The sequence below is a fragment of the Stenotrophomonas sp. TWI809 genome (genome assembly GCF_039673205.1).
Classification (GTDB): Bacteria; Pseudomonadota; Gammaproteobacteria; order Xanthomonadales; family Xanthomonadaceae; genus Stenotrophomonas.
Genome location: NZ_JBDJLE010000013.1, coordinates 23927 through 37825, shown reverse-complemented (window position 1 = coordinate 37825; position 13899 = coordinate 23927). Strand labels below are relative to the sequence as shown.

General features: G+C 65.2%; 10 protein-coding genes. 2 read left to right on the top strand and 8 right to left on the bottom strand.

Annotated elements, in window-relative coordinates:
- Positions 1-3: 3 nt before the first annotated feature.
- Together ABE472_RS11375 and ABE472_RS11370 are read right to left on the bottom strand one after the other, a co-directional pair.
- Positions 4-369, bottom strand: a complete 366-nt coding sequence (locus ABE472_RS11375; RefSeq protein ID WP_019185548.1) for a hypothetical protein — start codon at positions 367-369, stop codon at positions 4-6.
- 111 nt (positions 370-480) lie between these two features.
- Complete coding sequence (locus tag ABE472_RS11370) at positions 481-1908, bottom strand: Do family serine endopeptidase (RefSeq protein WP_313219918.1); 1428 nt, start codon at positions 1906-1908, stop codon at positions 481-483.
- Between the two features lie 555 nt (positions 1909-2463).
- Here ABE472_RS11370 and ABE472_RS11365 point away from each other — a divergent pair.
- Positions 2464-3468, top strand: coding sequence for a histone (locus tag ABE472_RS11365; RefSeq protein ID WP_346466214.1), 1005 nt, complete (start codon positions 2464-2466; stop codon positions 3466-3468).
- A 144-nt stretch (positions 3469-3612) separates the two neighbouring features.
- On the opposite strand, the gene ABE472_RS11360 is transcribed toward ABE472_RS11365, so the two are convergent.
- From ABE472_RS11360 to ABE472_RS11335, 6 genes are all read right to left on the bottom strand, one after another.
- Positions 3613-4305, bottom strand: a complete 693-nt coding sequence (locus ABE472_RS11360; protein WP_313208831.1) for a hypothetical protein — start codon at positions 4303-4305, stop codon at positions 3613-3615.
- A gap of 31 nt (positions 4306-4336) precedes the next feature.
- The gene (locus ABE472_RS11355) at positions 4337-5263 is read right to left on the bottom strand and encodes an energy transducer TonB (RefSeq protein WP_313208830.1); all 927 of its coding nucleotides are present in this window, start codon (positions 5261-5263) and stop codon (positions 4337-4339) included.
- 384 nt (positions 5264-5647) lie between these two features.
- Positions 5648-9319 (bottom strand): tubulin-like doman-containing protein, encoded by a 3672-nt coding sequence (locus ABE472_RS11350; protein ID WP_346466213.1) that lies wholly within the window; start codon positions 9317-9319, stop codon positions 5648-5650.
- 16 nt (positions 9320-9335) lie between these two features.
- Positions 9336-9779, bottom strand: coding sequence for a hypothetical protein (locus ABE472_RS11345; protein WP_313208828.1), 444 nt, complete (start codon positions 9777-9779; stop codon positions 9336-9338).
- A gap of 24 nt (positions 9780-9803) precedes the next feature.
- Positions 9804-11279 (bottom strand): hypothetical protein, encoded by a 1476-nt coding sequence (locus ABE472_RS11340; protein ID WP_346466212.1) that lies wholly within the window; start codon positions 11277-11279, stop codon positions 9804-9806.
- The gene (locus ABE472_RS11335; RefSeq protein WP_346464181.1) at positions 11276-12724 is read right to left on the bottom strand and encodes a hypothetical protein; all 1449 of its coding nucleotides are present in this window, start codon (positions 12722-12724) and stop codon (positions 11276-11278) included. Before ABE472_RS11335 ends, ABE472_RS11340 begins: the two co-directional genes overlap by 4 nt.
- Before the next feature lie 204 nt (positions 12725-12928).
- Here ABE472_RS11335 and ABE472_RS11330 point away from each other — a divergent pair, with 204 nt between their 5' ends.
- The gene (locus ABE472_RS11330; protein WP_139146405.1) at positions 12929-13867 is read left to right on the top strand and encodes a lysozyme inhibitor LprI family protein; all 939 of its coding nucleotides are present in this window, start codon (positions 12929-12931) and stop codon (positions 13865-13867) included.
- Positions 13868-13899: the final 32 nt, after the last annotated feature.

The following is a 13899-nucleotide window of genomic DNA, read 5'->3' as shown; positions in this document are numbered from 1 at the left end:
TGCTTACTTGTCGCCGCCGCTGCGGGCCAGCTTGGCGATGATCCAGCCGGCTGCGAAGGCCACGCCGAACGACGCCAGCGGACGCTCACGGATCAGTTCAGCGGCGCTGTCGACAAGGTCCTTGCCCTTGTCCATCAGTGCATCAACCTGTTCCTTGGCGGCGGCACCGCCGAACTCGGCCGCGGCCAGGCCGGAGAGCGCGGTATCGGACAGTTCGGCCTTGACGTTGGCCTTGCCGATGCGCAGCTCATCACCGGCAGCGCCGGTGGCGCCCTTGATCGCACCGCCGGCAGCGGTGGCCGCCGACTTCAGGTGCGAGCCGGCTTCGCCCAGGTGTTCCTTCAGATTCTCGGTATTGGTAGGGCTCATCGTGTATCTCCTGCTATGCGATGGGGAAGGTGACCGCGGACGATCCGACGGCAACGAACACAAGGTAATAGCATCGGCCGGGTGTAAGCGACGTTACGGCTGACGCCGCGTTCAGCGCATCACCAGCTGGCCGCCGCCATTGCCACGGATGATCCTGAGGACCAACTGTGCCGGGCGCTGCTGGAAGTTGGCGCGCCAGCTGGCGAGGTCGGCAAACTCACCTGCCGTTGCCGCGGTGATCACGTCACCCTGCGCCAGCCCGGAGGCTGCCGCGCGGCTGCCGCGTTTGACGTCACTGACCAATACCCCGCTGACACCGGCCTGGCGCAGCGATTCGGGCAGGTCGACGAAGGTGGCCCCGCCCAGGCGCGGATCGAGCGACTCGCCGGTGACCGCGCGTGCCTGTTCCTTCAGCGTGGCCTTGATCTGCAGCGGCTTGCCCTCGCGGCGCACGTCCAGGGTCAGCGTACTGCCGACCGGCTGCAGGCCTTCCACGTTGTGCAGCGCCTGCGCGCTGTCCACGCGCTGGCCGTTGGCCGACACCACCACGTCGCCCGGCTTGAGCCCGGCGGCCGCGGCACTGGACCCGGCCAGCACGCGGGTCACCAGCGCGCCCCGCGTCTCGGTCAGGCCCAGGCCCTGCGCGATCTGCTGGGTCAGGTTCTGCGCCTCGATGCCGAGCGTGCCACGCACCACCACGCCGTGTTTGACCAGCTGGTCGACCACATCGCGCGCCAGGTTGGAAGGGATCGCCAGGCCCAGGCCGATGTTGCCGGCCATGCTGCCCTGCGGATTGAAGCTGGCGGTATTGATGCCGACCAGCTGACCCTGCAGATTGACCAGCGCACCGCCGGAATTGCCCGGGTTGATCGAGGCATCGGTCTGGATGAAGTTCTGGTAGCCCAGCCCGCGGATGCCGCTGCGTCCCACCGCCGAGACGATGCCGGAGGTGACCGTCTGGCTGAAACCGAACGGATTGCCGATCGCCACCACGAAGTCGCCCACGCGCAGCTGGGCGCTGTCGCCGAGCTTGATCTCGGTCAGGTTGCCGGTCGGAATGCGGATCAACGCGACATCGGTATCGGCATCGGAGCCGATGAATTCAGCCTTCACCGTCCGCCCGTCGGCCAGGGTCACCTGCACGTCGTCGGCGTTGTCGATCACATGGTGGTTGGTCAACACCAGCCCTTCGGCGGCATCGATGATGACGCCAGAGCCCAGCGATTCGTTGATGCGTTCCTGCGGCACTTCGGGGAACAGGCGGCGGAAGAACGGGTCGTTGAAGTAGGGGTTGCGCACGCGCACCACCTGCTTGGTGTTGACGCTGACCACGGCCGGCATCACCCGTTCCAGCATCGGTGCCAGCGACGGCACCGCCTGGCCGGCAACCGCTGCGGGCAGCGCCGCTGTGGTCGGGATGGTGTATGCGGCCGGCGCCGCCTCGGCACGGTTGTCCAGGTGCGCGTTGATGGCCGTGGCGGTGAACCCGCCGAAGGCAGCGGCGAGGGCGAGCGTGAGCAGGGTCGGGAGCGGTCGCATGGTCCGGCGGTTCCGTGTCGGAGGGGACGGGGCAGGGAAAACACGTATACGGTAATTCAACCTGAATGAGTGTGTCCGCAATCGGCTAAACCCGGGATGAAATTCGCCGCGTCGTCGGCCATCCGGTGACGCAGCCTGGGCACGGATGGCGGTGCCGAAATCGGCCGGTGGCGAGGTGCCAAGCAGGGCGGTGCAGTGCGCTCGGCGACGTCCAAAGCAACGCTGGTCGTGCGCCTGCAGGGCGCATCCGCGTCATCGAAACCAGCGCAAATGCCGGGTACGAGGGCAGGGAATGGATCAAGTGCGACGATCAATCATGGGCGCATTGAATGCAGCCGACATGCGCATCGAGACACATCGCGTGCGCCACGCGCTGGAGCGCCGACGCTGTTTTCAAGGGGTTTCGTGCAAGAGGTTGGTGCGTTGCTTGCTGCCGACGATGGGGGTGCTACTGTCGGCTTGGCACGAGCATCGCATCAAGACCGTTCCACGATGGACCGCGCCGGTATAGCATCGCCAGCGATTTGACTAACCAGGCCCCTCAGGAGGCACTCAATGAGCAACGGTAATGGTGTGACCACGGTTCTCTCGCAGACCGTCGAAGATGCAAAAGAAACCGCCACCAACGTCGGCGAGACCATCGCACACGTTGCGGAGGATGCAGTGGCTTCGGTGAAGAAGACCGCCAAGCGCGCACGCAAGGCTGCCACCACCCAGGTCGCCAAGGTCAAGAAGGCCGTGACCAAGGTCGAGAAGACCGTCGCCAAGAAGGCTGACAAGGCGGCCAAGTCGGTCGGCAAGACCCTGGCCACCGCCAAGCAGAAGCTGGAAGCGGCCAAGAAGAACGCCAAGGCTGAAGCCACCGCCATCAAGAAGCAGGTCGCCAAGAAGAAGGCCGCCGCTGAAAAGGCCGTGACCAAGACCACCAAGGCTGCCGGCAAGAAGGCCACGACCGCCAAGAAGGCCGTGACCAAGAAGGCCGCCGCTGCCAAGAAGACCGTGACCAAGAAGGTCGCCACCGCCAAGAAGGCTGTCGCCAAGAAGACCGCGACTGCCAAGAAGGCCGTGACCAAGAAGACCGCTGCCGCCAAGAAGACCGTCGGCAAGAAGGTCGCCGCTGCCAAGACCGCTGTTGCCAGGAAGTCGGCGACCGCCAAGAAGGCCGTGACCAAGAAGACCGCAGCGGTCAAGAAGGTGGCTGGCAAGAAGACCGCCGTCGCCAAGAAGACCGTCGGCAAGAAGGTCGCCACGGCCAAGAAGGCCGTTGCCAAGAAGTCGGCGACCGCCAAGAAGACCGTGACCAGGAAGACCGCGACCGCCAAGAAGGTGGCCGGCAAGAAGACCGCCGTCGCCCGCAAGTCGGTTGGCAGGAAGGTCGCCACCGCCAAGAAGGCCGTGACCAAGAAGACCGCGGCCGCCAAGAAGACCGTCGGCAAGAAGGTCGCTACCGCCAAGAAGGCTGTGGCCAAGAAGGCCCCGGCCCGCAAGGCTGCGCCCGCCAAGCGGGCCGCCGCCAAGCCGGTTGCCCGCAAGGCACCGGCCAAGCGCGCCCGCAAGTAAGGCGTTGCAACGTGCTGCTCCTGCCTGAGGGCGGGAGCGGCATGGTGGGATGCCATGCGATGCGTTCATCGCCGAACCCGGCACGTGGCCGGGTGGTCGTCCCTCAGAAGGAAACAGGGCGCCCGGAGGGGCACCCCGGCATCATCAGCGCGCCGCGATCGTGGCGAACTCGCGCATCAGGCGCTCGCCGTCATAGACCACCTGGATCTGGTTGCTGCCCTTGTCCAGCCGTTCGCCATTGACGAACACGTCGGTCTGGATGCTGTAGCGACCCTGGGGCATGTTGGACGGGAAGGTCACCGTGAAGGTGTTCTCGTATGCACCGCTGCCTGCACTCTCGCTGGCGATCTTTTCACCGGTCTTGAACGGCTCGGACTGGCCGGGTTCGTAAATCCGGATCTGTTCCTTGACCTCGCGGATCGGCTGCTGGCGACCACTGACCGCTTCGATGTTGGATACGATCTTCAGCGGTTCACCACGCCGTACGCTGTTGCCGGGAAGGCTGGTCTGGTAATGCACGACCTCGGCAGACTCCGGCAGCTGCGAGTAACGCGACCGATAGTCCGACTCCACCTGGGCCGCGCTGCGGGTGCGGCGGCTTTGTGCGTTGATCACGAAGCAGGCGGCGATGCCCGCCGCGGCGCCGACATAGGCACCCTTCTCTCCGTTGACCAGCGCGCCAGCACCGGTGCCCAGCGCGATCGCGCCCAGACACTTGCCCCAGTCCGACCGGGTCATCTGATTGCCCGTGGTGCAACCGGTAAGCGTGCCGGCGGTAGCGAGGCCGATCAACAGCACCTTGCCGAGCGAGGCGGGGGCGAAATATTCCTTTTTCATGGTCAACACCTGGTGGGAAGTGGGGCGGGCATCATTCAATGGTGGTTTCGCGCATGACACGGTCACGCTCTGCCTTTGCCTGGCGGATGAGCGAGCGGGCAGCTGCTGAATCGGGATTGACCTGCAGTGCCGATTCGCCCAAGGCCACCGCGACGTCGTAACGGCCTTGCTGCAATTCAGCCCGGGCCTTGCTCAGCAAGCCGGCCTCAGGCGCTGCTGCCGGCGGCGCGATCGTCGGCGCTTTGGGTGGGTAGCTGTTGTCAGGTTGGCGCAGGTCGGCCATGTCTGAGGGGTTACCCGCGTCCGGGCTGAAGTTCACCTCCAGCTGTATCGCGCTGGCATACGCGCGGCCATCCCGGATCGCTGGTAGATAACGCCAGCGACGCGCGGCGTCCAGCGCGGCACGGTCCAGTGACCGCTCCCGACTTGTGCGTGTCACCGAGATGGCCGTTGCAGTGCCGTCTTCGGCAACCTCGATGGTAAGCAGAACGTTGCCGCGTGCACCCGCACGCACTGCCTCCGGCGGATAGCGTACGGGAGCACGCTCGCGCGACGCCGCATCTACCTGGGCGGCCCGGTCCGGGACCGACGCAGGTGCCGGTGGCGTCGGCGCAATCTGGGTGTTTACCGGTTCGGGTACGTCGGTCGGCGACGGTGCCGGTGCCGGTGCAGCGGCGCGGGTGGGAAGCGCTGGTTCGGCCTGCTTGGCAAGGTTGGTTTCCAATGCGGTCACCCGCACCTGCAGGTCGCGCCAGTTTTCGTCACCCGGCAGCTCGCGTTGCATGTCCAGCAAGGCGATGCGCGCACAGGCCAGGTCTGCGCGCGCGAGGCATGATTCCACAGCCGTACGATGCTGCTCGATGCGGCCGGCCGGAACGGTTGGCGGCGCGCCTCGATCGCGCAGGAAGATCGTCCAGAACACCCCGCCCAGTACCAGGCAGACCAGCACCAGCGGCACGCGTGAGCGCGGTCGATGAACGGGCGCAGGTGAGATCGGCGCAGCAGGCGTAGGGGGCTTGGCCGAGCGCTTCGATCCCGGTGCAGGTGGCGCTTGCGGAGGTGAGGGCGGTGCCGCAGGGGCGGGTGGAGGCGCTGATTCCACCCCTGCCGGCGCCGCTGGCGAGGGTGCCGCAGGAATCGGGGGCGGCGGTACGGCCGCGGCCGGGGCCGCGACGGGGCCCGCGACCGGCGGCGTCACCACAGGCGGCGTCACCACCTCAGGCGCGGACACGCCACAGAACGGGCAGAAGCGCACCTCCCCCGGCAGAGGCTTCATGCACTGGTCGTTGACACAGCAGATCGGGGAGGCGGCGGTGGCGTCAGTCATTGCGGTGATGCGCCCTCAGTACCCGGAGGGTGGCGGCGGGGGAGCCGGCGGTTGCGGGGCCGATGGAAGGGCGAACAGATGGCCCAGCTCCGGCAGTGCACCGGCTGCGCTCCACTCGATGCCTTCGCGCCAGAGCAGGCTGTTGCGGTTGATGTTGCCGGTGCCCACGAACTGCTGCAGCTGCTGAACCGTGTACGGTCCCAGCGACTGGTTGTTGTAGCCGACGTAGTAGCTGTAATCGACCATCGGTGGCGGCGGCGGAGGGGCGCCAGGCAGGCTGCCCTGCGGGGGAGGGGGCGGTACCGCACCCGGGGCCTGCCCCGCCATGCCCGCGCCGGCAAGGGACGTAGCGCCGAGCATCTGGGCGAAGGCATCATTCACCTGCCGCTTATCGCCCCGGTCGGCGGCGACCTCGTCAGCGTAGACATCCGCCGACGAGCCGGTAACCGGCTGTGTCCAGGCGTCAAACAAGGCACGGGCGCGTTCTTCGATCCGGTCGGCGTCGTCGCCGGCGGCCTGCACCAGCTTCTGCCGATAGTCGGTGGCCAGCATTTCGCTCAGCTTGTAGGGGAAGCGCTTCTTCAAGCTCTCGCGACCCTGCTGATCTTCCTGCTTGATCGGCTTGTAGGCCACGGTGGCGTAATGCCGGAAAAGCTGAGCCAGCAGTGCGAGCTGCAGCGGGTCGCGCACATTGGCCGAGCGCTGACGAAGCTGCTCTTCGATGTTGCGCTTGTCATTGCCGTCCAGACCACTTTGCCGCACGGAGAATTCATCGCCGATGCTGAAGCCGTCGCCTTCCAGCGTGATTTCGTACTTGCCATCGGCACGGCGCTTGAGCACTCCCAGGCCGAGGGCATGCAGGTATACCTTGAAATCCTCAGCAAACTGCCGGTACTGGCCCTGGGTGAACTGGATGGGCTGCACGAACTGGCTGACCCGCTTGTGGATGTGCAGCGGAATACGCGCCGCCTCTTTGCGGTACGCGGCCTGGTAAGTCGGCAGTGGCGTCAGTGCCGGTACCGGGAAGCCGGACAGCTCGGTGAAGCAGATCAGCTTGCCGGGAATGCCGGACTCGACGAAGTCGATCTGGCTGGCGGTCATGCCGGTACCCTGGGGCACGGCCTGCTCCAGCAGCGCGCCGTACTGGCGGCGGAACAGGCGTGCATCCTTTACCCCGACCAGGCAGGTATAGCGGTCCTTGGAAATGTCGAAGCCACCATTGAGGTTCAACGGCACCCATGGCATCGCGCGCTGCAGCAGCAGGCGGAAGGTCTCGCGCAACTGCTCGGGAGTAAGCGCGGCCAGCGCCTGCATCAGCGGATCGGTCTGGGTACGGGTATCGGCCTGGGGCAACTGTGCCACGGCCTTGTTGCGCAGCTTGCCCAGCACTTCCTGGGCGCCTTCGTCGCTGAGCAGCTTCTGGAACAGCGTCTGCGAGCCACCGAAGTCCTTGAACGCCTCCTTGGCCCACTGACGGAATTCGGCCGGATCGATGGCCGGCTGCTCTTCATCCTGCGGCGCCTTGAGTGCGATCAGGGTCGCATGCTTCTCGGCGATGGCCGCTTCGATCTTGCCGATATCACGTTCGACGTGCTGCAGCAGGGACTCGACCGACTGGCGGCCGTCCTGCAGGCGCCCCACAAAGCCACTCCACAGCGGGCGACCATGGGCATCGACCGCTTCCTTGACACCCAGCCAGGCCGAGACATCGCGCAGCAGGTTGGCTGCCTCGCGCGAAGCGACCGAGCGCACGTAGAACAGCAGGCTGTCCCGGATCGTCTCCTTGATCTGCGCCAGCACGGTTTCGGCCTGCTTGTCCTTGCCGCTGATCCGCGCGAGCAGGCCTTTGCCGGTGGTCTCCTTGAGGCGTTCGAACTCGCGCGCAAGCTCGGCGTTCTGCAGCCTCTCGGAGATCTCGGCAAAGCGCTGTGCATTGCGTTCCAGCGCAGGAACGATACCGGTGCCTTCGTTCTCCAGCCGGTCCTTGATCATCTCCACCAAGGCCAGTGTGTAGTCCAGACCACCGCGCTCATCATCGTCAAGCCGGCGGAAGATCTGCGCGGGCAGTTCAGCCTCATCGGTGATCGAGAGCAGCACCCGCTGGCGGTTTTCCTTGATGCGGACTTCATGGTTGCGGTCGGCGCTGTCTACCCGGTTGCCCTTGGTGTCGCGCTCAAGCTGCTTGATCACATCCTGGACGTGCAGCGGCCATTGGTCACGGTCAGCGCTGCCGTGCATCAGCTGCTGGAACGCATTCTCGACCTTCTGTTCGATCTGCGCGCCGATGCTGGCGTCGCCGGTCACCTTCAACAGATCATCAGCCACCTGGTAGTGCGTGAACTCTCCGTTGAGCGTGGCCAGATCGCCGCGGGAGAGGAATTGCGGAATGTCCGTGAAGGTACGCGGTACGATCGCCAGCTGCTCGCGCAGGAAATCATCGCGCTCTTTATCGGTGGGGCGGTTGCCCGGGGCCTGGATATTGGCGATGCCGAAGAACGCCTTGAGCATTGCCTGCACCTGGCGGTTCATGCGCACGTTCTGGCGCGCCTCCACCTGGGTATCAAGTACGGCCTGGCCGACGCCGGAGTAGCTGGCGGTGAAGCGCAGTTCCGTATCGTCACCATAATCCTGCGGCAGCGGGACCGAATAGGCGCGGATCTTGTGCTGGTTCTGGTTGACGGCCACAGAACGCTTGCGGTTGGCGAAGTCCTGCGAGGTGAAATCGGTAAAGAACACATCCGAGAGCATCTCGTAGATGTCCTCCTGTTCACTCGTCTTGGCCATCGCCACGTTGGTGTTGTCGACGATGTACACATCATCGTACGGACGGCTGTCGATATGCAGGTTGTCCGAGGCATCCCAATGCTTGACAAGCACATTGCCGCGCAGTGCAGTCTCAAGCTCCATCAAGGCGGCGTAGCCGTTGGCCTGGATACGATCGGGGTTGGTGGTGGTGATGAAGCCGCCGGGAAGGACCATGTACAGGTCGACCTTGCCCTCTACATTCTTCTCCTTGAGGATCGCCTTGGCCAGATAGCCCATGTCCAGGAACGACCCGGAGCCCGTGCCGCCGGCCGCCGAACCGGTGATGACCACCCGCACCTTGCCCGGCTCCACTTCCAGCCCCAGCTTCTTGAGCTTGTCCGCGCGTGCGCCGATGTTGCTCAGCAGCGTTTCGATCTTGTCACGCAGCTTGTCCCGGATGACCGGATACTTGTCGAAGAAGTACAGACGCGACAGCGCACGGATCTGGCCTGCGCCCTTGCTTGGGTCCACGCCCAGCAGGCGGATGCGCTCGGGCGTGAGCGGGAACCACTCGGCTACCTCCCGGTGACGCCGCAGTTCGTCGTCGGATTGTGTGTACTTGTTGAGATCCAGCCGCTCGATGATCTTCTCTTCGGGCGTGAAGGCCACCTGCTCCGCCAGTACATCGGTCTTGACCGACTTGCCGTCCTGGGTGACCTCTCCGGCATCCAGATCGAAGTTGATGAACTGTGCCACCGGGAAGTCAGCGACGTTCTCGACCTTCGCGTTGCCGCCCCAGATCGCATTGAGAATGCGGCGGCGCAGACGGATGTTGACCTTCATGCCGGTGCCGCCGAGGGCGATGAACAGCGTCGGACGGATCTTCTCGGTTACCTGCGGCGGCTGGCCGGGCAGGGAGGTGCTTTCGGTGGCATCGTTCATGCGGCGGACCTCTGGATCAACGCTTGGCGGAGAAGGTGGCGAGCCAGGCGATCAACGACACGCCGGCCAGGGCGCTCATCGGCACCAGATACAACGGCGCCAGGAACCGCCCGGCGTTGACGAAGGCGAGCACGGTCACGGTGGCGACGGCCATCAGACCGATGAACAGAAACCAGCCCGACGCATTGGCGCGACTCGGCGCGACGCGCTCCTTGACCCGCCAGTTGGCATACGTGTTCTTCACCACGAAGAACAGCACGGCCAGCACCAGCAGCACTACCCCACCAATCAGTGCATCGCGACTGCTGGTCTGCTCGCCGACCTGGATGTCCCAGTCACCGGTGAAGGTAGCGGTTGGCTGCTGTGTTCCCGCTGTTGTCGCCGGTGCGGTTTGTTCGGACGGCGTGGCGGTGGCCGGCTGGTCGGTCACTGGCGCGGGGAGGGAACTCTTCTGGCTCATGCTCTGTCCTTGGCGGTGGAACGCTTAGTTGATGCGGATGGATGTATCGGGTTGGGCCCAGCTCACACGAGGCTTGAACGCGCCGCGTCGGACCGTGGCAACGTGCGTGCCGTTGGCGTCGCGCACTTCGGTAGTGGTGAACGGTTTGAGCCGGAGGTGCTGGGGCTGATCATCGATCCACACCGTTGCTTTGCGCGCGCCGGTCACCAGCACGAGAAACAGCAGCGCACCGATCAGCGCGAGCAGGCCGCCGCCATACACCACCACGGCCGGCCACACCGGGTACTGCACCCGAAGCAGCAGCGGAACCCGGGTGACCGAGGCATTGGCCGTGACGGGAGGAAGGAAGACCTCGGGCAGTGCATCACCGGGGAACAGGTCGGCCATGTGCGCGCGGAACTGCGGCGACACTTCCAGCTGCTGGTTGTCCAGGTGGATATCGATCGCCCCGCGCCGTTCATAGCCGCTGCGCAGCAGCACCTCACGCGACCACTGCGACGGCAGCGGGGGCAACGACAGACGCAGGGTCAACGGGTCGCTCTGTTTGCCGGGATCCAGCGCCTGCAGCGAATGCGTGGACATCTCGCCCTGCAGGCCGATCGCCGGCGGCGTCACCAACGACGTGTCAGCACTGACGATGCGGTAGGGATTGAACAGATTCTCGAACCGGCCCTGCACCTGTGCGGTTCGCACCTGCGTGCTGGCGTCGAACGACAGCACGAGGGTGTGGCCGTCGGCGGCGAGGCCAGCAGCGATGCCAGGCGAATCCGTCACGCCGGTCGGGCTGAAGCGCACGGCCGCTTCGGTCAGCGGCTTGAGGCGCACATGTCCCTCGGGAAGCAGTTTGGTCAGAGCCGGTTGCGCGAGTACTGCATCCAGCGCGGCCGACGCCGGCTCGCCGTAAGCCAGGGCGTACAGCATCAAGCCGTTGGCGCGGTAGTGCTGCCCCTGTACCGGCATCTTCAGCGGGAACGCAACGATCCGGCTGATGACGTCCTCACCGTGCAGCAACTCGTAGAACTCGCGATTGCGGGCCACGACCTCGGTACTGTTGTTGGGACTGTTTTTGTTGTTGGTGACGATCCAGATGATGCCCGGGCGGCCCTCCAGGCCCACCTCGATCGCACCGAGCAGCGCTTCCTTGAAGTCGGTATCGGCGAGCGCGCCGCTGCCTTTGCGCGCCATCTGCAGGCGCGTCATCGCCTGGGCAAGCCCCGGGTGGTTTCCCGGTCCGCGATACACCCACTCCGGCGAGGGATGGGTGGCGTCGGACTGGTTGAACGCGCCCACCACGACCTCACCCTGCCCAGCCGCCGCCTGGGCCAGCTGCGCAACAAGCGGCTTGAAAGGGGAGTCGGCATCGACGTAGAACGGCTCCATCCAGCCGGAGTTCTGCACCAGGACCGCCTGCCGCAGCTCGGCCGCCCCGACAGTCGTAACGACGCTACTGACCAGCACCACCGCGACGCCCAGCAGATGCTTCAACACGGACCCGGTCATTGCGGCAGGCTCCAACGCAGCAGGGTGCCGCGCGCGTCCACCCACAGCCACAGCGCGTCATCGTGAACGAACCACTGCGCGTTCCAGGGTGAGGGCGTGTCCATGGCATAGGTGTGTGCGCGACCACCAATCTGCTCCAGGCAGAATGTCGCATGCACGGTGGCCTGGCTCTCGAAGAATGACAGCAGGCTGCGCTGCTGCGGAAGCGGGGCGTGGAGCGACAGCATCAGCTGCGGTTCGACGACGTCCAGAAACGGATAGACCACATGGCTCACCGTATACAGGTCATGATCGAACTCGTCCCACGGGCGCTCCAGGCGCACGTTGAACTGAAAACTGGTACGGCCGGTGCTGGTGGATCCGCGCGGCGCGGCGCGCTGCTCGGGCAGGGCGGCGTCCAGCCGGATGACGATCCATTTTTTGTCCCGGGTGTCGTACAGCAGCTGCCAGAAGCCTTCGCCATCGCGATACGGAGGCCCCAGAACCGGGTTGGCCTGGTAGCCCTCGGGCCAGCTCTGCCAGCGGGCGGAAGCGTCGCCCTGGCCGTCCAGACGCACGCTCAGCACTCCCTGCGGGCCGATCCAGAACAAGCTCCGGTGCGCCGGATCGCTGATCGGCGCCGAAAGCACCTGCAGGGGCGCGTCCAGCATCAGCAGCTGCTGCTGCCACGCTTCACCGGGCCGACGGATCGCAAGGCCCCATCGGCCCTCATGTTCCTGTGGCACGAGGGCGATATCGTCCAGCAGGCCGGGGGCACCCAAGGTGCGGCCGACAGCGCGATCGATCTGGTAGCTCAACGTCATCGCATCGACGCTGACGCAATCGGCACCTGCGTCGGTCGCCAGGATCATCTGATGGCCATCGTCGCGCGGCAGCGTCAATGTCGCATTCGCCCATGTTTCAAGATGGCTGCGGCCGAGTGAGACACCGCGGGGTGCCAGCGTCACCCAATGGCGGTGACCGTTCTGCCACAGCGAAAGCTGGCCGGAACGGCTCGCCGCGAACAACCCATCGCGATGCCCACCAGCGCGGCTGGTGAAGAAGAACAGACCACTCGGCTGCGGTGACTTGATCACCTCGGCGGCGTCCTGCATTGACTGGCCGCTTCGCTGCAGCTGATCGAACAACGCTTGAAGCGTTGAGGGTAGCGGGGCCGTCACGGCGGCGGTGCAACTGCGTCCGCCGTCATCCCCGCCAAACGGGGTCCGCCACTGCTGCACCGGGCGCCGCGCAAGCCGTTGGCCGGTAAAGGGAGAAAACCGGAAGCTGCCCGGCAGATAACCACCATCGGGCATGCGATACGCGCCAGACAGATAGTCCAGATCGCTCAGTGTAGGTGGAGGCACGGCAGTGCCGATGGCGACCAGAGAAAATCCGGTTCCATCCTGCACCCACGACTCATTATCCAGGTGCCAATGGGCACCTCGTTCTGCTCCGGCGGCCACGCCGTCCCCCTGTATCCTTTCGCGGGCAAGGATATCCTAAAGTCAACGGCAGGGAACAAACGCCTGCGCATGGAGTTTGTAGGGAAACTCCTGACGTGACGTATTCGGCCCGATCTCGCATTATCGCCCGCGCATGGAGGAGTATGTCTGCGGAATGGCGGCTGTCGCAGGTCATCAAGCATTGGACGCATCAGGGGAAACGCATTGAAGAAAATTCTGTTGGTTGTGCTGGTAGTCGTGCTTGCTGGTTGCCAGCAGGGTCGGGCGATTCGCCTGGACATGCTGGCGATGGAGTTCCGATCCGAGTGTTTCGGTGCGGGGGCGACGACAAAGTGCGTTGCCATGCGCGTCAAGTACAACGTCGCTGCCACGCAGTTGATGCTTGATCGCCTGGAAGATGCCTACGCACAGATTCCCGAGCAGGATCCGCAGGCCTATGCGGCTGCCCGGCAGGCACTGCAGCGTGTGATAGACCGCAATGAACAGGATCGCCCCGGGTGGTGGCGGCGTATTGTGATGAACAATATCGAAGTCACCTACGGCCTGGCGGCGGGCCAGTTCCTGGTGACGCCCAACGAACTTTCGGAACTTGCTGCTGTGGCTGCCGAAAACGAGAAGCGGCGACGTAACGTGGCTGCGGCCGATGGCCTCCCCAGGGAGGTCAGCGTGCCAGAGCTGAGCGACGTCGATCCCGACTCCGAAGCGACTCCGATGGCGGCGACGATCGATGGCTTCGACCTGGGCTCGGAATCCACAGTGTCCAGTGATCCGCAGCGTGGGCCCGCTGCCGTCGAGCGGATCGCAGTACAGGCCGAGCCTGCAGATGAAGGCGGCTACGCCGGCATGATGGCACGCATGGCCCGGGAGGCTGACGAAGCCGCGGCGCGGCCCAGCTTCGACTGCGCGCGGGCGAGCCATCCTGCCGAACACCTGCTATGCACGCACCCCATCCTGGCAGCGCTGGACGTTCGCATGGCGCGCGCCTATGCCGATGCACCTGCATGTGGGGGTGACCGGGTCGCATTGCGCACCGATCAGCGGCAGTGGCTGCAGCATCGACGCAACCAGTGCAGCGATGCGGCCTGCCTGGAAGACGCCTATCAGGCCCGGATCGTACAGCTGGAGCAGTACTGCACAGGTTGAGCATGGCGCCGCCTTGACGATGCCGCGCACAC

Coding starts and splice junctions, on each gene's coding strand:
- ABE472_RS11375 (WP_019185548.1), bottom strand. CDS start 369: ATGAGCCCTACCAATACCGAGAATCTGAAGGAACACCTGGGCGAAGCC.
- ABE472_RS11370 (WP_313219918.1), bottom strand. CDS start 1,908: ATGCGACCGCTCCCGACCCTGCTCACGCTCGCCCTCGCCGCTGCCTTC.
- ABE472_RS11365 (WP_346466214.1), top strand. CDS start 2,464: ATGAGCAACGGTAATGGTGTGACCACGGTTCTCTCGCAGACCGTCGAA.
- ABE472_RS11360 (WP_313208831.1), bottom strand. CDS start 4,305: ATGAAAAAGGAATATTTCGCCCCCGCCTCGCTCGGCAAGGTGCTGTTG.
- ABE472_RS11350 (WP_346466213.1), bottom strand. CDS start 9,319: ATGAACGATGCCACCGAAAGCACCTCCCTGCCCGGCCAGCCGCCGCAG.
- ABE472_RS11345 (WP_313208828.1), bottom strand. CDS start 9,779: ATGAGCCAGAAGAGTTCCCTCCCCGCGCCAGTGACCGACCAGCCGGCC.
- ABE472_RS11340 (WP_346466212.1), bottom strand. CDS start 11,279: ATGACCGGGTCCGTGTTGAAGCATCTGCTGGGCGTCGCGGTGGTGCTG.